Raw genomic sequence first — 22,649 nt, 5'->3', positions numbered from 1 at the left:
GAGGAACACGATGTCAGTGGCGCCACCGCCGCTCGGGCGACGCGAGCGCCAGAAGCAGGCCAAGCTCGCGCGCATCACCGCGGCGGCCAGCGAACTGTTCGCGAAACACGGTGTCGATGAGGTCACCACGCAGCAGATCGCCGATGCAGCCGACATCGGCACCGGCACGCTGTTCCTGTACGCGAAGACCAAGGGGGAGCTGCTCCTGCTAGTGCAGAACGCTCACTACGTCGACGCCCTGGCTCGCGGCCGCGCTGCCGCCGCGCGGGAGTCCACTGCGCTCGATGCGGTGCTCGCGCTTCTCGCGCCGATCGCGGAGTGCAATCGCGTCCAGGTGGACAACGGGCGCACCTACCTGCGGGAGATGGTCTTCGGTGACCCCTCTGAACCGCACCATGCCGAAGCGCTTTCCATCGTGGCGCAGACGGAGGAAGCGGTCGCCGACATCCTCGTCGAGCGGGCGAGTATCGCCGCGGGGAAAGCGGCCACGCTCGCCCGGGTGATCTCGGCCATCCAATTCCTCGAACTCGCGGCCAGCGTCAACAGCGACTCGACGGTCCCCGATCTGCTCTCGAGCATCCGCGCCCAGGTCGCAGCCATCCTGCCGCGCTGATTCCGATCATGACGACACACGAAGAAGATTCCGAGCGGTCGCGCACGATCCGCTACCACATCCCGGGCAGGGACAAGCGGACGCCGTTCGCCCGATCCGGGCTCGAACAGCTCCGGGCCGTCGCCGCAGGCGAAGCGCCGGCCCCGCCGATCAGCAGTCACATCGGGCTCGAGTTCGTCGCCGTGACCGAGGGTGACGTGGTGCTGACGGCGGTTCCGGACGAGTCCCACTACAACCCGATCGGGTCGGTGCACGGCGGTTTCTTCGCCACCGTCCTCGACTCCGCGTGCGGGTGCGCCGTGCACTCCACCCTCCCGGGCGGCGTCGGATACACCAGTCTGGAGATCAAGGTCTCGTTCCTGCGTCCGATCACCGCGGACACCGGCCCCGTCACCGCGCACGGGTGGGTCACCCGCACGGGCCGCAGTGCCGTGTTCGCGGAGGCCGACATCCGCGACAGCCAGGGACGGGTCCTCGCGACCGCGTCCAGCACCTGTCTCGTCGTCCGCCCGGACCCTGCCGCGTGACGCGTCTCGGTCGGCGTGGCGCGTTCTGGGCTGCCGCGTCGGTCCTGGCTCTGGCGCTGTGGTCATCGGGCGCACCGAGCGTGCTCTACCCGATCTACGCCGCGAAGTGGGATCTCACTCCGGTTGTCGTGACGACGGTGTTCGCGACGTATCAGCTGGCGCTGATCGTGGTGCTCCCGCTGTTCGGCAACCTGTCCGACCTGTTCGGCCGCAGGTGGGTCATGATCACGGGTGTCGCGCTCATCGGCGTGTCTGCGCTGGTGTTCGCTTTCGCACCTCATGTCGGCTTCCTCTACGTCGGCCGCGTCCTGCAAGGGGCCGGGGCGGGTCTTGCGATGGGGGCTGCCACCGCATCCTTGATCGAGAACAACACCACACACAGCCCCCGCTTCGCGAGCACCACCGCCACGGTCGCCACCGCGACCGGCCTCACCGTGGCGTTGCTTCTCAGCGGAGTGCTCGCCGAGCATCTGCCTCTGCCGCTGGTGTGGAGCTATATCGTCCTCTTCGCCCTCGCCGCCGCCTCTACCGCGGCGCTGCTGGCCACACCCGACGACCAGCCGTCGGCGAATGCCCGGTGGCGACCGCAGGCTCCCTTCGTCCCCGCGGGGATCCGGATCGGGTTCGTCATCGCCACGCTCTCGGTCAGTCTCGCTTACTGTGTCGGGGCGATCTTCCTCTCCCTCGGCGCGCACATGATCGACCAATTCACGCACACCGACGACACCGCTCTCGTCGGCATCCTGCTGGCCGCCTCCGCTGCGTTCATCGGGATCGCCGGCCTCTTCCTCGCCCGATTCCACGCCCATTCCCTCATCTGGACCGGCGCGGTACTGACGCTGGCCAGCCTCGCCCTGATGGCCGCCGCCAGCGCGCTCCAATCGCTCGCACTGTTCCTGGCGTGGTGCGTCGTCGGCGGCATCGCCTACGCGCTGGCGTTCACCGGTGGGCTCGGCCTCATCAACCGACTCGCCCCCCAACACCACCGCGGCTCGACCCTGTCCTTCCTCTATCTCATCGCCTACACACTGCAGGCCGCGACGGCGATCGGCGTCGGCGCAGTCGCCACCGCCATCTCCCTCCGCGCCGCCGTCGGAGCCGCCGCGATCGCGGTCACCGTGCTCGCCATCGCCGTCGCCGTCCTGCTGACCGCCGAGGTCCGAAAAGGCAATCGACCGCAAACACCTCAGTGACGGTGAGCCAGCGTCGAGGGCCCCGGCCCGCAGACGGATCGGCGGACGCGGCCCGAGCCGCATCCGCCAATCTGCCGATGAACATGGTGGTGAGCTGCGCGAGCGGCGTCAGTTCTCGTAGTGCGGGAGGTTCTGCCTGTCCTTGACGTAGGTGAGCGCGTCGGTGACGTCGTAGGCGTGGATCGCGGCGACGTGCGGGGCCAGCAGCGTCGACAGATCCGGGGCGTGGCCGGCATAGAACCGGTCGCGGGCACTGTCGTCGCCGAATCCGAGGATGACCGAGGCGTGCAGATGCTGGTCAGTGGGGTTGTCGTGGGCGACGTTTGGGGTGTCCCATGTCTTATCGCTCCACGGCAGGAATACCTGCGTGCGCAACTCTGTGAGGACGCCGGTGGCGATCAGGGCGGGCGTGAGCTGCCTTTTGAGGAACTTGTGGAACGCGACCGTGCCCTCGTCCTCGCCGCGGCGCAGGTAGATGATCGCCCGCGAGTCGGGCATATGACCGGGGGCGACGTCGTACCAGCGTGAGTTGCCGGGAAGGCCGGCGTGGAGGAGTGTGCGACGGAAGATGTTGACCTCGTCCTCGAGGGCCAGCGCGGTCCGCTTGCGTCCTACCAGTGGTGAGAGGGCGTTCTCGACGGTGACTTCCGCGATTCCGTCGATCCGGCGGCCCGCGGGGATCGCGGTCTCAACTCCCGGGGTGTCGGGCCAGCGGCCGGGGTTGTGCTCGGCGAGGTGGATTTGCCGGTACTCGAACAGGCCGGGGGTGGCGGCGATGATGCCTGAGTGCGGGCCCTTCCACCGGTCCATCCCCGGCCTGGCGGGGCTTGTCGGTGCGCATCCACAGCAGGATGGAGGAGGTGAAGTGCTTCGAGACGTCCGGTTTTGTCGGCGTGGTGTCGGTCATGAAGGCTCCTTCGGGGTCACGGCTCGGTGGGTCAGCCGGTGAGGAACTTCGCAGCGATCGGGGCGAACTTCTGCCAGTACTGGAAGATGCCGCCGTGGCCGGAGTTCGGGTAGATGATCAGCTCACTGCCCTTGATGCGCCGGTGCAGGTCCTCGGAGAGCGCCGAGGGGACCATGCGATCGTTGTCGCCGTTGGCGATCAGGGTCGGGCCGGTGATGACCGACAGGTCCGAGGGGGCCGAGCGCCCGTACCGCTGGATGGCTTTGAGCTGGCGGCTGAACGAAGCGTTGCTGATGGGCTTGTCGCGGTCCTGGGTGCGCTCCTTGAGGCGTTCGACGAACGCCTTGCCGGCCTGCTCGCCGGCAGTGTCGCGGTTGAAGAAGAGGAACTCCTTCGGGTCGGACCGGGTGACCACGGAGCGGAAGATGTCCCAGTAGGTGGTGCCCACGACCTTGTCGATGTTCTTCCCACCGCGCGGGCCGGTGCCGGTGAGCACGAGCTTGCGCACCAGCTCGGGGTGAGCGACGACGAGGTCTTGGGCGATCATGCCGCCCATCGAGAAGGAGAAGATGTCGATCTTGTCGTAGCCCAGGCCCTTCGTGATGAACCGGTGGGCGTCGGCCGCGGCTTCTTCGAGGGTGTCGGGAACCCGCCCGGAGGAGGCGCCGACGCCGAGCTGGTCGAAGGTGATGACGTGGCGGGTCTTCGCGACCTGGTCGATGATGCGCGGGTCCCAGTTGTCCAGGGTTGCGGCGAGGTGGACGAAGAAGATCACGGGGATCTCTTCTTTCGGGCCGAGTTCCCGGTAGGCGAAGGTGTCCCCGTCCACGGTGACGGACTTGGCCGGTGCCTTGGCGTACGACGTGATGACGGGTTCGGTGGTGCTCATGAGGGTGCTCCCTGAGGATCTGAGTGTGCTCGGAAAGCGGACTGGCGGATAGGGGTCATGCGGGCTGGTCGGCGCCGGTGATGACCGCCTTACCGCGGATCCTGCTGGTGCCGAGCGAGGCGAGGGCCTGCACGGTCTGGTCGAAGGGGAAGGTCGCGCCGACGACGGGGCGGATGACGCCGGCGTCGACGAGCTCGGTGATCTGGCGCAGCTGGTCGCCGGAGGCATGCATGAGGAGGAACTCGTAGGACACGCCGAGCTTCCTCGCGAGTGCGCGGGTCTTGCGGCTGAGAGCCGTGATGGCCAGGCGCAGCACCGGGTTCAGGCCGACGGCCTTCGCGAACGCGGGGGTGGGTGGCCCGGAGATCCCGACAGCCTTTCCGCCGCGCTTCAAGACCTTGAGCGACTTGGTGAGGTTGTCCCCGCCGAGCGGGTCCAGGACGAGGTCGTAGCCGGAGAGCGCGGTCTCGAAATCCTGCGTGCGGTAGTCAATCACCACGTCGGCGCCGAGCTCGCGGGCGAAGTCCGCATTCTTGCCCGACACGGTCGTCGCGACCTGCGCACCCAGGTGCTTGGCGAGCTGGATCGCGATCGATCCGACCCCGCCCGCACCGGCATGGATGAGCACCCTCTGCCCTGGCTGCACGTTCCCCTTCTCCACCAGGGCCTGCCATGCGGTCAGGGCCACCAGCGGCAGGGACGCGGCCTCCACGGTGCTGACCGAGGTCGGAGCCATGGCGACGTCTGTTTCGTCGACGGCGATGCGCTCCGCAAAGGTGCCGATGCGGAAGTCCCGCGGCCGGGCGTACACCCGGTCTCCGGCGGTGAAGCCGGTCACGTTCGACCCGGTGCGGATGACGGTGCCGGCGAGGTCGTGGCCGAGGGCGAGGGGGGTCTTGTAGGGCAGGATCGCCTTGAACTCTCCTGCCCTCAGCCGCTCGTCGAGATGGTTCAGCCCCGCGGCCTCCACCCGGATCAGGATGTCCTGATCGCCGACCGTGGGCTCGGGGACGTCGGCCTCGTGGAGGGGCTGTTTGTACTTGTCGAACACGAACGCTCGCATGATGCTCTTTCTCCTTGAATCTGGGAGGTTCTGGTCAGCGCTGCAGGAACCGGGCGACCGTGCCGGCGACGCTGTGACGGTTCTGGAAGGCGACGCCGTGGCCGGAGTCGGCGAAGACCCGTACGTCTGCCTCCGGGTACCGGGCCAGGAGTGCGTCGGCGTTGCCTGACGGCACCATCCGGTCACGGTGGCCGTGCAGGATCAGCACCGGGCCTGTGAACGACGACGCCGGTGGCGTCTGATGGCCCCACCGATTCACGGCGCGCAACTGGGCGCGGAACACACCCGGGGTGACCGGCTTGTCCCGCCCGGTGCGACGCAGCTTCAGCCGCCCCCGATACGTCTTCGCGGCCTGGCGGCCGGCAGGAGTGCGGGTGAAGAACAACAGTGTGGTGGGGTTCGTGAGGGTAAAGACACCCCGCAAGATCGCCCGCACCGTCACTCCGGTCATCACGGTCAGGCCTGGGCCGCCTTGCGGGCCGGTGCCTACGAGGACCACCCGCTGCACCAGGTCCGGAGCCTGGCGAAGGATCTCCTGGGCGACCATGCCACCCATCGACAACCCGAACAGGTTTACCCGGGAAAGCCCGAGCGCGCGGATGGCGGCGATCGTATCGGCCGCCATGTCCTCGAACCGGTCCCGCACCGTCCCGGTGGACGCCCCCACCCCGCGGTAGCCGAGGAGGATCACCCTCCGGTGCTTCGCGAGGGGGTCGACCAACTCCGGGTCCCAACCGTCCAGGTTCGCCCCCAGATGCGTCAACGCCACCAACGGCACCCCGCCATGCTCGGAACCGAGCTCGCGATACACCACCGTGGCACCGGCGGCATCCGCGGCCCTGGTCGGCGCGTCAACGAAACGCACCGGCCGGTTACTGGTTGCCTGCTGTGCCCCTGTCATGACCGCTCTCTCCTGATTCCGCTGCCGACCGATTCGCGGAGGTTCCTCCCCGAATCAATCCGAGCATACTCAATCATGAGTGCACTCAATCAATTTGTCAAGGGAGATCGGCATGGAAACTCGTATCGGCCCGCCGAACTCGCCCATACCTTCACCACCAGTCCGACCTGTTCGGCATCCGAGGCGAGGTCGCCTTCGACTACCAGGCCGCCTACGACCGCTCCCGCAAAGTCGCCGACGGGCGCGTCAAGGGCGTGCACTTCCTGATGAAGAAGAACACCATCACCGAGATCGACGGCCACGACACCTTCCACGGTTCCGGCGCTATTGGCGTCGCCCTCACCGCCGGCGGCCCCAGACGGTCACCTTCGACGACGTCATCATCGCCACCGGCTCCACCGTCCGCCTCCCTCTTTGCTGCCCCTCGTCTCACCGAATCCGCCCTGATCCGTGCATCCTCACGAGTCAGCTCGCTCACCGCGGAGTTGACGAGGCACACGGCCTCTCGGTCGAATCTGACCGCCCGCGGCCACCACCGCGGCGCGCACCGTATCGACGCCAACCGTCATCTGCGCCGCGACTTGCGCCAGCGTCAGACCCGTGCAGTAGAGCGACGCTGCGCGCGATCCCGGTCCTGCGCAGACAAGCCCGGTTCCCGCGCTGGAAGATCGGCACGGCGAGCAGCCTCGAACACGGTGGCTCGATGCACTCGGAACTTCGCCGCGATCGTCTGCGCCGGCGCACCTGCCTGGTAGTCAGCCAGCCGCTCGGCGCGCCGCGAAGGGCTCAACCGTGTTTGAGGCTGCACCCGATCTTTCGTCACCGGACCTCGCGTATCGTGTCGCTCAGACCCCCGCGCACGCGGGCGACGCCCCTCCGACCCCCTGAGAACACGGCGAATCGACGTTTTCAACGACGGACGGATGTTTGAGAACCTCCGGGAAGGCCCACTCTCTGTCGCTCAGCGGACGATGGCCACCGCGATCAGCCACACCACGACGCCCAAGGCGAGTGCGACGAGCGGATACCAGAACGCGGTGCGGCGGCGTGCGAGGGCGACGATGCCGGCGACCGCGCCGAGCACCGTGAACACGAGCGGCAGGTAGCCGCCCAGCGCGATCGCGCCGGAGTTGTCGGTGCCTCCCATCGCCCACAGCAGCGCGTTGAAGAACAGCACGACGGCGGTGCCGACCGAGAGGCCGATCAGCAGAAGCGTCGCGATGAGGTCGCCGGTGCGGCGTCCGGAGCGGGCGGGCGTGGTCGTCATCGATCGAGTCCCATCTCGTAGTGGACGAAGCCGGTGTGCGTCGCGACGCGATCGTAGAGCGCACGGGCCGTGGTGTTGGTCTCGTGCGTCAGCCAGTACACCTTGGAGGATCCGCGCTCCCGAGCCCACTCGGCGACGTGCTCGATGAGCGCCCGGCCTGCGCCGGTCCCCCGGGTGCCGGGAGTGACGAACAGATCCTCGAGGTAGCAGTAGGGACCGGCGGACCACGTCGCGGGGTGCGTCAGCCAGTGCACCAAGCCGATGGCCCGGCCCTCGGCATCCGTCGCCATCGCCCCCCACATCGGGAACTGCGGATCCAGCAGCCGGCTCCAGGTCAGGTCGGTCTGCTCTCCCGGCAGCGTCGCCTCGTAGAACTCGAGATACCCCTGCCACAGCGGCAGCCACGCGTCGCGGTCGGCAGCGGTCAGCGCGTGGATCTCGGTCACGGATCCGAGGCTAGCGCCTCGCCCGGGTCATGCGAGCGCCGTTCGTGCCGTGCGCGACGTCGCGGCGCTGAGGTCGCCGCCACGCCGCTCCAGGAAGTCCTCCAGACGTGCGGGGTCGACCCGCCCGATCTCTCGCAGCGCGACGCCGACGTTGGTCTGCACGAGACGCTCGGGATCGGCGGCGAGGATCTCGCACAGCGCGAGCGGATCGTCGAGGTCGCCGGCCCGGATGATCCAGAACGCCGCCGTGATGGCGGTGCGACGACGCCAGCGGTCACTCGACCGGGCGAGGTCGAACAGGACGTCCCTCGGCTTGTCGAGCAGGTACCAGCCGACCACGCGCGGCGCGGCACGGTCGATGTAGTCCCACGTGTCGATGTGGTCGAGTTGCCGCATCCACACGTCGTACAGCGCCTGCCGGTCGGCGTCGCGTGCTCGCGCCTTGAAGTCCAGCACCGAAACCGCGACCATCCGCAGCTCGTAGACGTCCGACTCGAGCAGCCGCTCCACCTCGGCCAGAGGCATCCGTCCATTTGCCTTCGCGATGTCGAAGACGGTGCCCATGCGGACGCCGATGACCTCGATGCGATCGTCGGTCATGCGCCGCTGGATCTTGGCACGTTCGTCGACGGATGCCTCGGCCTCGAGCGCGATGCGGACGCTCTCGGCGGACGCCTCAGTCACTCGCGCTGACACCGGACTCGGCGAGCTCGGCGCCGGCGTGGGCGAGCTCGGCGAGCGCCGCGTCGCTGGACTCGGGCGCAACGCCCGCGATGAGATCGGTGAGCACACGCACATGGCGGCCGTGCTCGATCGCGTCGAGGGCGGAGGCGCGCACGCAATGGTCGGTCGCGATCCCGGTCACATCGACGTCGACCACACCGTGCTCCTCGAGGAGCTGCGAGACCGTGATCCCGTCGTCGGTGGTGCCTTCGAACAGCGAGTACGCGGGCCGGCCCTGACCCTTCTTGACGTGGTGCGTGACGCGCGAGACGTCGAGACCGGGATCGTACTCGGCCCCGTCGGTGCCGCTCACGCAGTGCACGGGCCACGTGTCGACGTAGTCGGGCTGCGGATGGAAGTGACCGCCGTTGTCCTTGTCGCCGTCGTGCCAGTCGCGGGACGCCACGATGACCACGTACTCCTCGGCGTGCGTGACCAGGTACTGCGAGATGCGCTGCGCGACCGCGTCACCGCCGTCTACGCCGAGCGCACCGCCCTCGGTGAAGTCGTTCTGGACGTCGACGATGAACAGTGCCTTGCTCATGATTCGAGGGTACGCCGGTACTCCTCGCGGGTCAGCGGGTGCCCATCGTCGGCGACCAGGCCGGGAGCCGTCTCCGCAGGGAGCGCACCGCGCCGTGCCGCAACTCCGCCTGCACCGGCCGTGGCCTCGGCTGTCGCCGGCGCGCCGCCGGTCTCGAAGCCGATCGACGCGGACTCATGGCTCGCGTCGTCACGCCGCCACAGCTTGGACGGCCACCAGATCGCCGGGCCGATGTCGTACGACAGGGCGGGCACCAGGAGCGAGCGGACCACGAAGGTGTCGAGCAGCACGCCGAACGCGACGATGAACGCGATCTGCGCGAGGAACAGGATCGGGATGACGCCGAGGGCCGCGAAGGTCGCCGCGAGCACGAGCCCCGCCGAGGTGATGACGCCGCCGGTGGCGACGAGACCGCGCAGGATGCCGGGGCGCGTGCCGTGGACGAGGGACTCCTCTCGTACGCGCGACATGAGGAAGATGTTGTAGTCGACCCCGAGCGCCACGAGGAACACGAAGCCGTACAGCGGCACGGCGGGATCGGCGCCGGGGAACCCCAAGCCGTTGAACACCAGCGCGCTGACGCCGAGGGCCGTGCCGAACGACAGGATCACCGTGGCGATCAGCAGCACCGGCGCGACGAGCGAGCGCAGCAGCAGCATCAGGATCACGAGGACCACCGCGAGGATGACGGGGATGATCAGGGTGCGATCGCGCGTGGAGGTGTCGTTGGTGTCGATGTCGGTCGCGGTCTCGCCGCCGACGATCGCCGTGCCGGGCCCGAGCTCGTCATCGAGCGCCGCGCGAAGCTCGCGAACGGTGTCTTCCGCGGCGAGCGAGTCCGCAGCATCCGTCAGCGTCCCGATCACGAGGACATCGCCGTCCGCGACCGTCGGCTCCGGCGCCGGTGTGCCCGGCGGGCCGACTGGCGTGAGCACCGCCTCCCCGTCGTCGACCTCGACGGCGGCCTGACCGGTCGGCGATTCCGTGGATGCCACCGCCACCGACTCGACGCCGTCGGAGCCCTCGAGCACCTCGACCGCGGGGGCGAGGTCGGCCTCAGGGACGATGACGTACACCGGCGACCCGGATCCGGCGGCGAAGTGCTCCGCGAGCACGTCCTGCCCGTCGCGCGCCTCGGATGCGCCGAGAACCAGCTCGCTCGTGGGCACGCCGTCTGCCTTCAACTGCGTGATCCCGGCGGCGCCGGCCAGCAGCACCACCGTGCAGACGATCCACACGACGCGCGCATGGCGGGCGACGAAGCGCGCCTGGCGTGGCCACAGTCCCTTCACGGGCTGGGTCGGGTCATCGGGCACCGTAGCGAGCGGCTCCTTGGGGATGAACGGCCAGAAGGCGGCGCGTCCGCACAGGGCCATGAGAGCCGGCAGGAAAGTCAGCGCCGACAGCATCGAGAACGCGATCCCGATCGACGCGATCGGGCCGAGGGCGCGGTTGGTGGCGAGATCCGACAGCAGCAGGCAGAGCAGACCCGCGATCACCGTGGCGCCCGAGGCCAGGATGGGCTCGACCGATCCGCGCCACGCCGCGATCGTGGCATCCCATCGCTGCAGACCCCCGGCGATCGCCTCACGGAACCGTGCGACGTACAGCAGGGCGTAGTCGGTCGCCGCGCCGATCACGAGGATGAACAGGATGCCCTGGACCTGCCCGTTGAGCACCACGATGCCCGCGTATGCGAGCCACCACACCGTGAGCAGCGCCACGCACAGGGCGAAGACGGATGTCGTCAGCACGAGCACCGGCAGCAGGGGCGAGCGGTACACGATCACGAGGATCAGGAACACGGCGACGACGGCGACGGCGAGGAGCAGCCCGTCGATGCCGAGGAACCCCGCCACGAGATCGGCGGTGAAGCCCGCGGGGCCCGTGACCCAACCCTGCAGGTCCGCCGGCAGATCCTCGGCGACGAGCGCCCGGATCGCTTCGACGACCTCGCGGACCTCTCCCGCCGAGTCGATCGGCACGAAGATCTGAGCCGCATCGCCGTCGTCGGACGGTATGGGCGGAGACACGTCGTCCTGCACGCCGTCGAGCTCGGCGATGTCATCGGCGAGCGTCTGCATCGCGTCGAGGTCGTCCTGCGAGAGATCTCCGGTGACGACGACGACGGCCGGGATCGACTCGTCGCCCTGGAAGTCCGCCAGCCGCTCGTTCACCTGCGTCGCGTCGGCGCTCTCGGGCAGGAACGAGGAGCGGTCGTTGGTCGACACCTCGTCGACTTTGCCGAAATACGGTCCGCCGATGGACCCCATGGCGAGCCAGACGAGGACGAGCCCCACGGGGATGCCGATCCGCAGCCATCGGGAGGGACGGCGTCGCGTGCGCGAAGACCTCATATAGCTAACTTATCTAGCGACCTGCCCGGTCGGTGGCATCCCTATGCTGTTCGCGATGGTCTCTGCCGCTCTGGCGCTCCTCGGCGCCCTCGTCTACGGCTCCGCCGACTTCCTCGGCGGGCTCGCCGCCCGACGGCTCCGATCCATCGTGGTGACGGCGGCGGCCGCAGCGTCGGGTCTGGCGGCCCTCGCGGTCGCTCAGCCGCTCGTCGGCGGCGTGTGGACGAGCGCCGACGCGGCGTGGGGCGTCCTCGCCGGCGTCGTCGGCGTGATCGCGGTGGCGCTCCTGTACGCGTGCCTCGCGATCGGGCCGATGAGCATCCTGTCGCCGCTCACCGCCGTCGTCTCGGCGATCGCGCCGATGCTGTGGGGACTCCTCGTGAAGGGCGACGCGCTCGCGCCCGTCGGCTACGCCGGACTCGGAGTCGCCCTCGTCGCCGTTGTGCTGGTCGGCTTCATCCCGGGCGAGAAGATCGTGCGCCCGAGCACCCGAGGTCTGATGATGGCGGTGGGGGCGGGCCTCGCGATCGGCGCCTTCCTCATCGTGGTGGACCAGACGGATGCCGCGAGCGGACTGGTCCCGCTCATCATGGGCCGTGCCACCAGCGTCGTCGTCACTGTGGTCGTGATCGGCGTGCTGGTCATCGCCGCAGTGCGCCGCGGTCGCCCGGCGGGATCCGTGCTCGAGGTGTCGGGACCGGCGCTCGGCGCGACCCCCACCGGCCATGCCGACCTCGAGCACGCCGCCGAGAAGACGTCACTTCGCGTGACCCGTGCCCGAGCATGGACCCTCGCGGTCGTGTGCGGGATCGCGGATGCCGCCGCCAACGCCCTCATGCTCGTCGCGCTCCGTGCGGGCGATCTGTCGATCGTCTCGGCGCTCACCGCGCTGTACCCCGCGGGCACGATCCTCCTCGCGGCGCTCGTGCTGCGGGAGCGGGTCGCGGCCGTGCAGTGGACCGGGCTCGTGCTGGCCCTCGTGGCAGGCGGCATGCTCGCCGTCGCGTGACGGCCGCGATCAGCCGCGCAAGAAGAGCAGGACCAGCGACACGGTCGACGCGATGACGCCGAGAGCGAGCAGCCCGACCGCGAGCAGCGCGACCGCGCGGACCGCCGGAGAGCCGTGGGTGAGCCGCATCCTGTCCCGGACTCCGCGACGGTAGAAGATGTCGGCCATGTCCTTGCCGCCGATCGCGTGCTCCTGCTCATGAGTGAGCAGCGCCTCGTTGACACCGCCGTCGTCGTCGAACCAGCGCACGACGCGACCGTCCGGCACGGTCTCGACCACGGCGCGGGCGGGGAGCCACGTTCCGTCGAGCAGACGCAGGAGGAGGGCGAACGCGGCCAGCAGCGCGCCGATTCCGAAGCCGACCCACGAGAAGATCTCGACGAGGGCGTCGATCGTCTCGTGCACCGCGGCCACCGTCCTTCGAATACGGAAAACGGCCGCCGCAGCGGCCGCATCCGGTTCTGAGCCACCTAAGGGAATCGAACCCTTGACCTATTCATTACGAGTGAATCGCTCTGCCGACTGAGCTAAGGTGGCGCGCCTCGCTTGCGCGATGCACGATCAACGATCTTACAGGGTCTCCGGGGTGCTCGCGAACCACGACGGCTCGGCATCCGCTGCCCTCGTCGACCGTCACTCGCAGCGCAGGCCGTCCTCGGGCGGCGTGCCGTCGAGCAGGTAGGTCTCGACCGCCGCGTCGACGCACGAGTTGCCCTTGTTGTAGCCGGTGTGCCCCTCGCCCACGCGGGTGACGAGCACGCCCGATGACAGCTGGTCGGCGAGCGACACCGACCACTCGTACGGCGTCGCGGGATCGTTCGTCGTGCCGACGACCACGATCGGCGCCGCGCCCTCGGCCGCGATCGGCTCGCGGACTCCCGTCGCGGGGTAGGGCCACTCCTCGCACGGGTCGGGGCCCGCCCAGTACGGCGCCACCGTCGGCGCCTCGGCCTCGAGCAGCGCCTCTGCGGCGGCGACCTCCTCGGGCGTCGAGTCCAGGGGGTAGTCCATGCAGTTGTACGCGCGGAACGCCTCGGTCGAGTTGTCGAGGTACGCGCCGTCCTGGCGGTTGTAGTAGAAGTCGGCGAGGAGGAACGCCATCTCGGCGTCGCCTTCGAGCACGCCGGTGAGGGCGGTCGTGAGGTAACTCCAGCTGTCCTGGGCGTACAGCGCCGAGATGATCGCGGTCATGAGCGAATCGGCCCCGAGCATGCGGCCGTCCGCATTGCGGATCGGGTCGCGGTCGACGGTCGCCAGCAGCGTGCCCAGATCGGCCATGGCCTCGTCGACGCTGCCGCGGAACGGGCACTCGTCGTCGTCGAGGCAGTCCGCCATGTACGCGCGCAGCGCCGACTCGAACCCGACCCCCTGCGTCGTTCCGACATCGAGACCCGACACCGACGGGTCGATCGCGCCGTCGAGCACGAGGCGTCCCACGCGCTCCGGGAACAGCTTCGCGTACGTCGCACCGAGGAACGTGCCGTACGAGTAGCCGAGGTAGTTCAGCTCGGTGTCGCCGAGCACGGCGCGCAGCAGGTCCATGTCGCGCGCCGCGTTCTCGGTGGTGATGTACGGCAGGATGCCGTCACTGCTGTCGTCGCACGCCTGCGCGAACTCGGCGTGGCGATCCAGCAGCTCGTCGGCCCAGGCATCCGTCCCCCGCTCGTTCTCGGGGATGTCGAACAGGTACGCGTCCATGTCGGCGGCGTCGAAGCAGCGCACCGACGTCGACTCCCCCACTCCGCGCGGGTCGAACCCGATCGTGTCGAACCGCTCGCGCACGGCGTCGCCGACAGCGAACGACAGCGAGTCGCGGACGAGGCCCACGCCGCTCGCGCCCGGCCCGCCCGGATTGGTCAGCAACGACCCGATGGGCTCGGCGGACCCCTCGGCGCGGCTGCGGATCACCGACAGCTCGATCTCGCCGGCGGCAGGGTCGGCCCAGTCGAGGGGCGCCGTCACCGTCGTGCAGTCGAACCCGCCGCAGTCGGTCCAATCGAGTTCCTGCCCGTAGTACGGCATCAGCTCGGCCGGCACGTCCGACGTGTCGGCCGGCTTGCTCGACGTCGGCCGCGGCGCCGTCTCGGGGATCGCGGCGTAGAGACAGCCGCTCAGGAGGACGGATGCCGCAGCCAGCGCCGCGACGAAGGCGGCCTTCGACAGGCGCGGGCGTCGGCTCAGAGACCGGGGGCGGCGGGGGCGGGAAGCGTTCACGGAGTCCTTCCGCTTGCGACGGTGATGAGCATGCTCTCGAGGGCGAGCAGCGGCGCGGCGTTGAGTTCGAGGTTCTCGCGTGTGACGCCGATGCGGTCGACGACGGTGAGCGTGCGCTCGGGCGACCACGCCGCCGCGAGGGCGCGCAGCTCGGGCTCGAGCTCACGGTTGATCAGGACCGCGTCGCGGCCGAACTGCAGCATGAGCACGTCGCGGAACATCGACTCGAGATCGGTGAGCACGCGATCGATGCCGTCGCGCAGACTCCGCGTCGCCCGGCGCTTCTGCTCGTCCTCGAGGGCCGACAGCTGCGACCGCACCGCCGGCGGCACCGCGGCGCCCTCGGCGATGCCGAGCGTGCGCAGCAGGCCCGAGCGCTCGGCCTCGTCGCGCTCGGCGGTGAGCGCCTTGGCGTCGTCGGTCGCCGCGGCCACGATCGCGCCGGCGACCTCGACCGCATCGCCCACGCCGCGCACGCTCAGCACGGCGCGCAGCGTGGAATCGCGGCGCGCGCGGGCCGCGGCATCCGTCGCCAGTCGCTGCGCCATGCCGATGTGACGCTGCGCGTGCCGCGCCGACTGCTCGGCGACGGCCGGATCGCTGCCGGTGCGCTGCACGATGAGGGACGCCACGTCGTCGATGTCGGGTTCGCGCAGCCGCAGCGTGCGCACGCGCGAGCGGATCGTGGGCAGCAGGTCGGCGTCGCTCGGCGCGCACAGCACCCACACCGTGCGCTCGGGCGGCTCTTCGAGCGCCTTCAGCAGCACGTTCGACGTGCGCTCCGCCATGCGGTCGGCGTCCTCCATGACGATGACGCGATACCGGCCGAGCGACGGCGAGAAGTACGAGCGCTCCACGAGCGCGCGGGCGTCCTTGATCGAGATGATGACGCCCTCGGTGCGCAACGCGGTGAGGTCGGGATGGGTGCCCGCGAGCACCTGCCGCATCGCGGGTTCGTCGCCGGGCTCGGCGATCAGCGCGGCCGCGAACGCATAGGCGAGCGTCGAGCGGCCCGACCCCGGCGGGCCCGTGATGAGCCACGCGTGGGTCATGGACGCCGGATCGGATGCCGCTTCGCGCAGCGCCGCGACCGCCTCCTCCTGCCCCCATACCGCACCCCACGGGACCGCGATGTGATCGACGGGGGCGGCGGCTTCCATGCCGCCCAGCCTAACGGCGGGCCCGGACGCCGCAGCGCGCGCGAGAGACGTCGAACGCTCGAGTGGCGCAACACGCGGAATCACCGAACACACCCCGCGTGTCGTGACACCCGAGCCCGCGCCGAGCCTCGCGCACGAACGTTCGAGTGGCGCAACACGCGGAATCACCGAACACACCCCGCGTGTCGTGACACCCGAGCAGACGCACTACGGATGCTGCACGCGACGTCGTGCCAAGGGCTACAGGAGGGACCGCACCCGGTCGCGCACCGCGGCGCCGAGCTCGGCGGCCGGGCGCGCGGCGTCGAGCACGAGGAAGCGCCCCGGCTCGGCCGCGGCGAGCGCGAGGAACTCCTCACGCACGCGCGCATGGAAGCTCTCGCGCTCGGCCTCGAGCCGATCGAAGGGCTTGTCGTCGGCGTCGAGACGTGCGCGCGCCGTGACGGGATCGAGGTCGAGCAGCACCGTGAGGTCGGGAAGCAGGCCCTCGGTCGCCCACAGCGACAGGTCGCGCACCTCGTCGCGCCCGAGGATGCGGCCGGCGCCCTGATAGGCCACGGACGAGTCGAGGTAGCGGTCCTGGATCACGACGTCGCCGCGCGCGAGCGCGGGACGCACGACCGTCTCGACATGGTGGGCACGGTCGGCCGCGTAGAGCAGGGCCTCGGCGCGCGGCGCGATCTCGCCCCGGTGGTGCAGCACGATGTCGCGGACCAGCACTCCGACCTCGGTGCCGCCCGGCTCGCGCGTGCGCACCACGGTGCGTCCGGCATCCGTCAGCCACTCCTCCAGCAGCGCCGCCTGGGTCGTCTTGCCGACGCCGTCGCCGCCCTCCAAGGTGATGAACAGGCCAGCGTCCGTCGTCACTTCTTCGCCGGCGCCTTCTTCGTGGTGGTGCGTCGCGTGGGGCGCTTGGCCGGACCCTTCGCCCGCTTGTCGGCGAGCAGCTGCACGGCGCGCTCGAACGTGACCTCCATCGCCTCCTCGCCGCGCGGGATCGTGGCGTTCGTCTCGCCGTCGGTCACGTAGGGGCCGAAGCGGCCGTCCTTGAGCTTGATGGGCTTGCCGCTGACCGGGTCGGCCTCGAACTCCTTGAGCGCCGAGCTCGCGCCGCGCGCGCCGTACTTCGGCTGCGCGTAGATCGCCAGCGCCTCCTCGAGCGTGATGTCGAAGATCTGCTGCTCGCTCTGCAGCGTGCGCGAGTCGGTGCCCTTCTTGAGGTACGGGCCGTATCGGCCGTTCTGCGCGGTGATGGGCGTCTCGGTCTCGGGGTCGATCCCCACGGTGCGCGGGAGGTCGAGCAGCTTCAGCGCGGTCTCGAGGTCGATCGTGTCGACCGACATCGTGGAGAACAGCGACGCCGTGCGCGGCTTGGGCGCCGCCTCCTTCTTCGCGCCGCGCTTCTTCGGCGCGGGCTCCGGCTCGACGGCGACGACCTCACCGGTCTCCTCGTCGACCTCTTCGGCCGCGGGCGGGTCGGTCTCCTGCACGTACGGACCGAAGCGTCCGTCCTTGACCACGACGAGCTTGCCGTTGGCGGGGTTCTCCCCCAGCACGCGGTCGCCCGCCACGGGGGCGTCGATGAGCTCCTGCGCGCGCTCGGGGGTCAGCTCGTCGGGGGCGAGATCCTCGGGGATGTTGACGCGCCGCGGCTCGGCATCCGGGTTCTCCTTGTCGGGCACCTCGAGGTACGGCCCGTACTTGCCGAACCGCAGCGTCGCGACGTCGCCGATCGGCGTGGAGTTGAGCGCCCGCGCGTCGATCTCGCCGAGGTTGTCGACGATGTTGCGGAGGCCGACCTGCTCCTGGGAGCCGAAGTAGAACTCCTTCAGCCAGTCCTGGCGCTTCTGCTCGCCGCGCGCGATCGCGTCGAGGTCGTCTTCGAGCGCCGCGGTGAAGTCGTAGTCGACGAGGTCGGCGAAGTGCTGCTCGAGCAGCCGGATGACGCTGAACGCGAGCCACGTCGGGATCAGCGCCTGCCCGCGCTTGGTCACGTAGCCGCGGTTCAGGATCACGTCGATGATGCTCGCGAACGTCGAAGGACGGCCGATGCCCTTCTCTTCGAGCGCCTTCACGAGGCTCGCCTCGGTGTAGCGGGGCTTCGGGCTGGTGGCGTGACCCTTCGGCTCGACATCCCGCAGCCGCAGCACGTCACCCACCGCCATCGCCGGCAGCGACTGGTCGTCTGTCTTGTCGGCGTCGCCGCGCTTCTCGTCGCGGCCCTCCTCGTAGGCCTCGAGGAAGCCCTTGAACGTGTACACGGTTCCGGATGCCGTGAACTCGGCGCGACGCCCGCCCGCTGCGACTTCGAGGGTCACGGTCGTCGTCTCGTACTTCGCGTCGGCCATCTGGCTGGCCATCGTGCGCTTCCAGATGAGGTCGTACAGCCGCAGCTCGTCGCGGTCGAGCTCACCCGACACTTGAGCCGGCGTGCGGAACGACTCGCCCGACGGACGGATCGCCTCGTGCGCCTCCTGGGCGTTCTTGCTGTTGTTGCGGTAGGTGCGGGGGTTCGGCGGGACCGCCTTGTCGCCGTACATCTCGACAGCCTGTGCGCGGGCGGCCTGCACGGCCTGCGTCGACAGCGCGGTCGAGTCGGTGCGCATATAGGTGATGAACCCCTTCTCGTAGAGCCGCTGGGCGACGCTCATCGCGTGCTTCGCGCTCATCGAGAGCTTGCGGCCGGCCTCCTGCTGCAGCGTTGAGGTGGTGAAGGGGGGCTTCGGGCTGCGGGTGCCGGGCTTGGACTCGAGATTCGTGACGGATGCCTCGCCGGCGGCCTCGATCGCGGTCGCGAGCTCGCGCACCTGGGCCTCGTCGAGCACCAGCACGGCCTTCTTCAGCTCACCGCGGTCGTCGAAGTCGGTGCCACGGGCGAGCACGGCGCCGTCGACGCGCGCGAGCCGGGTCGAGAAGGAGTCGTCGATGCCCTGCGGACGGTTCGGGGCGGCGAGCGCCTCGATGTCCCAGTAGGACGCCGACACGAACGCCATGCGCTCGCGCTCGCGGTCGACGACCAGGCGCGTCGCGGCCGACTGGACGCGTCCGGCCGATGTGCCCTGCTGCACCTTGTACCAGAGCACGGGGCTGACGTCCCAGCCGTACAGGCGGTCGAGGATGCGGCGGGTCTCCTGCGCGTCGACGAGCGCGAGGTCGAGCTCGCGCGTGTGCTCGACGGCCGCACGGATCGCGCCCTTGGTGATCTCGTGGAACACCATGCGCTTGACGGGCACCTTGGGCTTGAGCGTCTCGAGCAGGTGCCACGCGATGGCCTCGCCCTCGCGGTCCTCATCGGTGGCGAGCAGGAGCTCGTCGGCACCCTTCAACGCGCGCTTGAGCTCCGCGACGGTCTTCTTGCCGCGGTCGCTCTCGACGTAGTAGGGGTCGAAGCCGTTCTCGATGTCGATCGAGTACTTCCCGTACGCCTGCTTCTTGTCGGCCGGGATGTCCTTCTTATCCGCGAGATCGCGGATGTGGCCGACCGAGCTCAGCACCTCGTAGCCTTCGCCGAGGTAGCCCTGGATCGACCTCATCTTCGTCGGTGACTCGACGATGACGAGCTTCTTGCCTTGTGCCAACGGGGGCGTCCTTTCTTCGACGCACACCATACACGCCGCTTCTCGGTGCGGGGGCTGTGAGGAGCGATCAGGGCGGCGGTCCCGCTCTCGCGGACGCCGTCGCCGTGAGCGGTCCGAGCCGCACCGCGACGGTCACCGTCGCGACCAGGACGTCGAGCTCGCACTCCTCGATGCGAGCCCCGGAAGTCGCGGCGACCTCGGCGGCTCGGTCGCACGGCACGCCCGCGACCGCGCCTGACGCGGCGTCGGCTGCGGCGAGCGCGGCCGCATCGGCCGCAGCTGCGACGCGCTGACCCGCGACGGCGGCCGCACCCACCGCGGCCAGTCCGACCGCGAGGGCGGCGGTGGCCGCGACGAGACCGACCGACGCCGCCGCGCCCGCCATCAGGACGCCCGCCGCATCGGCCGCACGACCCTCACAGGCCGCCCGCCAGCGCGCAGCCGGTCGCCGAGATCCGCAGGCCCAGCATCGAGGCCGCGGACGCCGTGACGCACACGAGATCGCCGCGAGGCGCGATGTCGACGGATGCCCCGGCCACCGCCGCCGCGACGGCCTCGTGCGCGCGCTGCGCGGGCTCGCCCCGCGCACTCAGGCGCGCGGCATCCGCCACCGCGTCCTGCAGCCGCACGTGGCGTGACGCCGTCGTCAGCGCTCCGACGCCGAGCGCGAGGACGAGGACGACCGCGGGGAGCGCGACCGCGAACTCGGCGACGACCGATCCGCGATCATCGCTCCCGCGCCGGCCGGTCATGCCACCGTGAGCGCTCGACGGACGAGATCGGTGAGGATGCCGCGCACCTCGTCCGACCTCATGATCACGACGAGCAGGCCGGCGAAGGCGACCGCCGCCATCGTGGCGATCGCGTACTCCGCGGTCGCGGCACCGGTGTCGTCGCCGAATGCGGCCTCGTCGGCGCCGCGCGCGGCGAACAGCCGCTCGGCGCGCCGACGGGTCAGAGCCGGGACCGGGCGACGACGCCCCAGGTCGCGAGGGAGGAACGGGGTGATCGAGGGGAACATCGGAGTCTCCGTTTCGTTCGAGGTGTGTGCGGGCACGGTCGGTGGGCCGGACGGACCGGCGGCGGTTCAGAGCGAGAGCGACATCGTCGAGGTGACGCTCAGCAGCATCGGCGCGACGCCGAGGACCAGGAACGCGGGCAGGGTGCACACGCCCAGCGGGATCAGGAGGCGCGACGAGAGACGTGCGGCCCGCAGGCGTCCGTCGACTCGCGCGCGGTGGCGGGCGTGCGCCGCCGAGGCGCGCAGCAGCTCGACCGCCGGCACTCCTGCCGAGCGCGACAGGGCGAGCACCGCGTCCACGTCGGTGTCGGAACCGGCGGAGCCGTCGAGAGCCTCCGCCCCGACGTCGACCGGGCCGGCCGCGGCGTGCGCCGCCCGGACCACGGCCGTCGCACGATCGATCGACGCACCGCCGCTCAGCGCGATCGCGATGAGCTCGGCGTGCAGTCCGGGCACGCCGCTCTCGGCCCGGGCGCGCCGCACCATGCGGGTCGTCCACCGCTGTGCCACGACGATCAGCGCGCCGCCGGCGACGAGGCACGCGATCCCCGCCGGATGCCCGAGCAGGGTGCCGAACGTGTCGAAACCGAGCGCCGCGCCCAGGCCGAGTGCGACGAGCGGCAGCCATCCCATGAGTCGCGCGGTGCCCGCCGGCTCGGCAAGCGCCACCCGCACGTCGTCGGCGGCCTCGGCCGCGTCCCGCAGCGCGGCGGCCAGCCCGCGCAGGCTCTCGGCGAGCGGCGCGCCCACCGTGGTCGCGACGTGCCATGCCACCGCGACATCGCGCCAGGCCCCGCTCCCGGCCGCCGCGATCGCGCGGGGCAGCGGCATCCCGTCCGCGACCGAGGCGGTGACGCGCAGCGCGGCGGCGTCGCGCGCTGCGGCGAGGTGATGCCACGCCGGCGCCGGCGCGACACCGGCCTGCAGCATCACCGCGAGCCGCAGGACGGTCTCGGCCGCCTCGGTGTCATCGGGGGGCGCCGGTCTTCTCAGGAGGCGGACCACGGCACCTCCTCGATCGCGAGGCGCCCGTTCGAGTCGACGATCGGGCGCCCGACCGCGGCGAGACGTCTCGCTCCGTCACGTCGGCGCTCCACGTGGAGCACGAGGTCTATCGCAGTCGCCGCCTGCCGCGCGAGAGCCCGATCGTCGAGCCCGGCGAGAGCGCCCAGCGCCTCGAGCCGCGCCGGCACATCGCGCAGGCCGTTCGCGTGCACGGTCCCTGCCCCGCCGTCGTGACCGGTGTTCAGCGCCGACAGCAGCTCGCGTACCTCGTCGCCGCGGCACTCCCCGACGACGAGCCGGTCGGGGCGCATCCGAAGCGCCTCTCGCACCAGGCGTGCGAGGCCGATGCCGCCCGCTCCTTCGAGGTTCGGCTGCCGGGCCTCGAGCCGCACGTGGTGGGGGTGGGCGATCTGCAGCTCGGCGACGTCCTCGATGGTGACGATGCGCTCGTGGGCGGGCGCCTGGCGAAGGAGCGCAGCGAGCAGCGTCGTCTTGCCCGCGCCCGCCGCTCCCGAGACGAGGATGTTGCGGCGAGCCGCGATCGCGTCGTCGAGGTGCCGATGCGTGGGTGCATCGAACATGCCGGATTCCCGCAGGTCGTCGAGCCCCGCGCTCGACAGTCGCGGCACCCGGATCGAGATCGCCGTCCCGGCGGGAGCGATCGGCGGCAGCACGGCGTGGACGCGGATGCCGCCGTCGAGCCTCACGTCGACGCACGGGGCCGCGTCGTCGATGTGCCGTCCGCCCGCCGCGATGAGCGCCACCGCGAGGTCGCGGACCTCTTCGTCCGTCGCCCGCCACTCGCATGCACGCAGCGGACCGGACCCTCGATCGACGAACAGCCCGGCCGAACCGTTCACGAACAGGTCGGTCACCTCGGGGTCGTCGAGGTAGGCGACGAAGGGCGCCAGCACGGGATGCCGGTCCTCGCGCACGGGGCGCGTCGCACGAGTCTCGCGAACCGGCGCGGAGTCCGCTGCGGCATCCCGGTTCCACCCGGGCGGCCTGTGCCCCAGTGCGTGCGGCACGGGAGTCCACGGCTTCGCCACCGTGGCCTCTCGCACGCTGGGCGAAGCGACCGCCGCGGTCGCGGCATCCGTCACGTGCGTGACCGTGCGCTCGCCGGCACCCCCATCCCGGGGGCGGACGACGAACGGCGCGGACATGGTCCGACGCTAGGAGCGGGCCGCGGATCGCCGAGGCGAACGCCGCGGATCGGTGGAAAAGCACCG

At 70.5% G+C, this 22,649-nt stretch carries 24 protein-coding genes and 1 tRNA gene; 4 read left to right on the top strand and 21 right to left on the bottom strand.

The window, feature by feature from the left end; genetic code table 11:
• Window positions 1-10 precede the first annotated feature (10 nt).
• Genes AC3ANN_RS04950 through AC3ANN_RS04940 form a run of 3 tightly spaced genes read left to right on the top strand, consistent with a single transcriptional unit; the run spans window position 11 to window position 2,333 of the window.
• Window positions 11-613: a TetR/AcrR family transcriptional regulator gene (locus tag AC3ANN_RS04950; protein ID WP_488339885.1), complete on the top strand. Its 603-nt coding sequence runs from the start codon at window positions 11-13 to the stop codon at window positions 611-613.
• A gap of 8 nt (window positions 614-621) precedes the next feature.
• Complete coding sequence (locus AC3ANN_RS04945) at window positions 622-1,140, top strand: PaaI family thioesterase (protein ID WP_488339884.1); 519 nt, start codon at window positions 622-624, stop codon at window positions 1,138-1,140.
• Window positions 1,137-2,333, top strand: coding sequence for an MFS transporter (locus AC3ANN_RS04940; RefSeq protein ID WP_488339883.1), 1,197 nt, complete (start codon window positions 1,137-1,139; stop codon window positions 2,331-2,333). Before AC3ANN_RS04945 ends, AC3ANN_RS04940 begins: the two co-directional genes overlap by 4 nt.
• 108 nt (window positions 2,334-2,441) lie before the next feature.
• On the opposite strand, the gene AC3ANN_RS04935 is transcribed toward AC3ANN_RS04940, so the two are convergent.
• From AC3ANN_RS04935 to AC3ANN_RS04890, 10 genes are all read right to left on the bottom strand, one after another.
• On the bottom strand, window positions 2,442-3,143 hold the full coding sequence (locus tag AC3ANN_RS04935; RefSeq protein ID WP_488339882.1) for a strictosidine synthase: 702 nt from the start codon (window positions 3,141-3,143) through the stop codon (window positions 2,442-2,444).
• A gap of 128 nt (window positions 3,144-3,271) precedes the next feature.
• Window positions 3,272-4,129 carry an alpha/beta fold hydrolase gene (locus AC3ANN_RS04930; RefSeq protein ID WP_488339881.1) on the bottom strand — a complete coding sequence of 286 codons (858 nt, stop codon included), beginning with the start codon at window positions 4,127-4,129 and terminating at the stop codon, window positions 3,272-3,274.
• A gap of 55 nt (window positions 4,130-4,184) precedes the next feature.
• On the bottom strand, window positions 4,185-5,192 hold the full coding sequence (locus tag AC3ANN_RS04925; RefSeq protein WP_488339880.1) for an NADP-dependent oxidoreductase: 1,008 nt from the start codon (window positions 5,190-5,192) through the stop codon (window positions 4,185-4,187).
• A gap of 34 nt (window positions 5,193-5,226) precedes the next feature.
• On the bottom strand, window positions 5,227-6,093 hold the full coding sequence (locus tag AC3ANN_RS04920) for an alpha/beta fold hydrolase (protein WP_488339879.1): 867 nt from the start codon (window positions 6,091-6,093) through the stop codon (window positions 5,227-5,229).
• Window positions 6,094-6,182: 89 nt separating this feature from the next.
• The gene (locus AC3ANN_RS04915) at window positions 6,183-6,395 is read right to left on the bottom strand and encodes a hypothetical protein (protein WP_488339878.1); all 213 of its coding nucleotides are present in this window, start codon (window positions 6,393-6,395) and stop codon (window positions 6,183-6,185) included.
• Between the two features lie 659 nt (window positions 6,396-7,054).
• On the bottom strand, window positions 7,055-7,360 hold the full coding sequence (locus tag AC3ANN_RS04910) for a hypothetical protein (protein WP_488339877.1): 306 nt from the start codon (window positions 7,358-7,360) through the stop codon (window positions 7,055-7,057).
• Window positions 7,357-7,806, bottom strand: a complete 450-nt coding sequence (locus AC3ANN_RS04905; protein ID WP_488339876.1) for a GNAT family N-acetyltransferase — start codon at window positions 7,804-7,806, stop codon at window positions 7,357-7,359. The genes AC3ANN_RS04910 and AC3ANN_RS04905 overlap by 4 nt, the downstream gene beginning before the upstream one ends.
• Window positions 7,807-7,833: 27 nt before the next feature.
• Window positions 7,834-8,490, bottom strand: a complete 657-nt coding sequence (locus AC3ANN_RS04900) for a DNA alkylation repair protein (RefSeq protein WP_488339875.1) — start codon at window positions 8,488-8,490, stop codon at window positions 7,834-7,836.
• Window positions 8,483-9,073, bottom strand: a complete 591-nt coding sequence (locus AC3ANN_RS04895) for an isochorismatase family protein (RefSeq protein ID WP_488339874.1) — start codon at window positions 9,071-9,073, stop codon at window positions 8,483-8,485. Before AC3ANN_RS04895 ends, AC3ANN_RS04900 begins: the two co-directional genes overlap by 8 nt.
• Window positions 9,070-11,430, bottom strand: coding sequence for an MMPL family transporter (locus tag AC3ANN_RS04890; protein WP_488339873.1), 2,361 nt, complete (start codon window positions 11,428-11,430; stop codon window positions 9,070-9,072). The genes AC3ANN_RS04895 and AC3ANN_RS04890 overlap by 4 nt, the downstream gene beginning before the upstream one ends.
• 55 nt (window positions 11,431-11,485) lie before the next feature.
• Between AC3ANN_RS04890 and AC3ANN_RS04885 the strand changes: the two genes are divergently transcribed.
• Entirely contained in the window at window positions 11,486-12,439 is a 954-nt protein-coding gene (locus AC3ANN_RS04885) for an EamA family transporter (RefSeq protein ID WP_488339872.1), read from the top strand.
• A 9-nt stretch (window positions 12,440-12,448) separates the two neighbouring features.
• On the opposite strand, the gene AC3ANN_RS04880 is transcribed toward AC3ANN_RS04885, so the two are convergent.
• The 11 genes from AC3ANN_RS04880 to AC3ANN_RS04830 form a co-directional block, all read right to left on the bottom strand.
• The gene (locus AC3ANN_RS04880; protein WP_488339871.1) at window positions 12,449-12,844 is read right to left on the bottom strand and encodes a hypothetical protein; all 396 of its coding nucleotides are present in this window, start codon (window positions 12,842-12,844) and stop codon (window positions 12,449-12,451) included.
• Window positions 12,845-12,903: 59 nt separating this feature from the next.
• Window positions 12,904-12,976, bottom strand: a tRNA-Thr gene (locus AC3ANN_RS04875).
• Window positions 12,977-13,072: 96 nt separating this feature from the next.
• The gene (locus AC3ANN_RS04870; RefSeq protein ID WP_488339870.1) at window positions 13,073-14,653 is read right to left on the bottom strand and encodes an alpha/beta hydrolase; all 1,581 of its coding nucleotides are present in this window, start codon (window positions 14,651-14,653) and stop codon (window positions 13,073-13,075) included.
• Window positions 14,650-15,813 (bottom strand): DNA polymerase III subunit delta', encoded by a 1,164-nt coding sequence (locus AC3ANN_RS04865; protein ID WP_488339869.1) that lies wholly within the window; start codon window positions 15,811-15,813, stop codon window positions 14,650-14,652. Before AC3ANN_RS04865 ends, AC3ANN_RS04870 begins: the two co-directional genes overlap by 4 nt.
• 240 nt (window positions 15,814-16,053) lie before the next feature.
• Window positions 16,054-16,680, bottom strand: a complete 627-nt coding sequence (tmk, locus tag AC3ANN_RS04860; protein WP_488339868.1) for a dTMP kinase — start codon at window positions 16,678-16,680, stop codon at window positions 16,054-16,056.
• Window positions 16,677-19,391, bottom strand: coding sequence for a type I DNA topoisomerase (gene topA / locus AC3ANN_RS04855; protein WP_488339867.1), 2,715 nt, complete (start codon window positions 19,389-19,391; stop codon window positions 16,677-16,679). The genes tmk and topA overlap by 4 nt, the downstream gene beginning before the upstream one ends.
• Window positions 19,392-19,458: 67 nt before the next feature.
• Window positions 19,459-19,776: a helicase gene (locus tag AC3ANN_RS04850; RefSeq protein WP_488339866.1), complete on the bottom strand. Its 318-nt coding sequence runs from the start codon at window positions 19,774-19,776 to the stop codon at window positions 19,459-19,461.
• 31 nt (window positions 19,777-19,807) lie between these two features.
• Window positions 19,808-20,143: a TadE family type IV pilus minor pilin gene (locus AC3ANN_RS04845; RefSeq protein WP_488339865.1), complete on the bottom strand. Its 336-nt coding sequence runs from the start codon at window positions 20,141-20,143 to the stop codon at window positions 19,808-19,810.
• Window positions 20,140-20,412 (bottom strand): DUF4244 domain-containing protein, encoded by a 273-nt coding sequence (locus AC3ANN_RS04840; protein WP_488339864.1) that lies wholly within the window; start codon window positions 20,410-20,412, stop codon window positions 20,140-20,142. The genes AC3ANN_RS04845 and AC3ANN_RS04840 overlap by 4 nt, the downstream gene beginning before the upstream one ends.
• A gap of 66 nt (window positions 20,413-20,478) precedes the next feature.
• Window positions 20,479-21,342: a type II secretion system F family protein gene (locus AC3ANN_RS04835; RefSeq protein WP_488340779.1), complete on the bottom strand. Its 864-nt coding sequence runs from the start codon at window positions 21,340-21,342 to the stop codon at window positions 20,479-20,481.
• Window positions 21,343-21,401: 59 nt separating this feature from the next.
• The gene (locus tag AC3ANN_RS04830) at window positions 21,402-22,583 is read right to left on the bottom strand and encodes a TadA family conjugal transfer-associated ATPase (protein ID WP_488339863.1); all 1,182 of its coding nucleotides are present in this window, start codon (window positions 22,581-22,583) and stop codon (window positions 21,402-21,404) included.
• Window positions 22,584-22,649 lie beyond the last annotated feature (66 nt).

It is taken from the genome of Microbacterium sp. STRO-2N, from assembly GCF_057747775.1.
This window is presented reverse-complemented; position numbering and strand designations above follow the sequence as displayed.

Excerpts from the sequence above, each read along its gene's own strand:
- AC3ANN_RS04840 (WP_488339864.1), bottom strand. The coding sequence starts at position 20,412 with ATGTTCCCCTCGATCACCCCGTTCCTCCCTCGCGACCTGGGGCGTCGT.
- AC3ANN_RS04865 (WP_488339869.1), bottom strand. The coding sequence starts at position 15,813 with ATGGAAGCCGCCGCCCCCGTCGATCACATCGCGGTCCCGTGGGGTGCG.
- AC3ANN_RS04945 (WP_488339884.1), top strand. The coding sequence starts at position 622 with ATGACGACACACGAAGAAGATTCCGAGCGGTCGCGCACGATCCGCTAC.
- AC3ANN_RS04895 (WP_488339874.1), bottom strand. The coding sequence starts at position 9,073 with ATGAGCAAGGCACTGTTCATCGTCGACGTCCAGAACGACTTCACCGAG.
- AC3ANN_RS04830 (WP_488339863.1), bottom strand. The coding sequence starts at position 22,583 with ATGTCCGCGCCGTTCGTCGTCCGCCCCCGGGATGGGGGTGCCGGCGAG.
- AC3ANN_RS04890 (WP_488339873.1), bottom strand. The coding sequence starts at position 11,430 with ATGAGGTCTTCGCGCACGCGACGCCGTCCCTCCCGATGGCTGCGGATC.
- AC3ANN_RS04835 (WP_488340779.1), bottom strand. The coding sequence starts at position 21,342 with ATGCTGCAGGCCGGTGTCGCGCCGGCGCCGGCGTGGCATCACCTCGCC.
- AC3ANN_RS04950 (WP_488339885.1), top strand. The coding sequence starts at position 11 with ATGTCAGTGGCGCCACCGCCGCTCGGGCGACGCGAGCGCCAGAAGCAG.
- AC3ANN_RS04925 (WP_488339880.1), bottom strand. The coding sequence starts at position 5,192 with ATGCGAGCGTTCGTGTTCGACAAGTACAAACAGCCCCTCCACGAGGCC.
- AC3ANN_RS04850 (WP_488339866.1), bottom strand. The coding sequence starts at position 19,776 with ATGGCGGGCGCGGCGGCGTCGGTCGGTCTCGTCGCGGCCACCGCCGCC.
- AC3ANN_RS04910 (WP_488339877.1), bottom strand. The coding sequence starts at position 7,360 with ATGACGACCACGCCCGCCCGCTCCGGACGCCGCACCGGCGACCTCATC.
- AC3ANN_RS04885 (WP_488339872.1), top strand. The coding sequence starts at position 11,486 with ATGGTCTCTGCCGCTCTGGCGCTCCTCGGCGCCCTCGTCTACGGCTCC.
- AC3ANN_RS04930 (WP_488339881.1), bottom strand. The coding sequence starts at position 4,129 with ATGAGCACCACCGAACCCGTCATCACGTCGTACGCCAAGGCACCGGCC.
- AC3ANN_RS04845 (WP_488339865.1), bottom strand. The coding sequence starts at position 20,143 with ATGACCGGCCGGCGCGGGAGCGATGATCGCGGATCGGTCGTCGCCGAG.
- AC3ANN_RS04920 (WP_488339879.1), bottom strand. The coding sequence starts at position 6,093 with ATGACAGGGGCACAGCAGGCAACCAGTAACCGGCCGGTGCGTTTCGTT.
- AC3ANN_RS04935 (WP_488339882.1), bottom strand. The coding sequence starts at position 3,143 with ATGGACCGGTGGAAGGGCCCGCACTCAGGCATCATCGCCGCCACCCCC.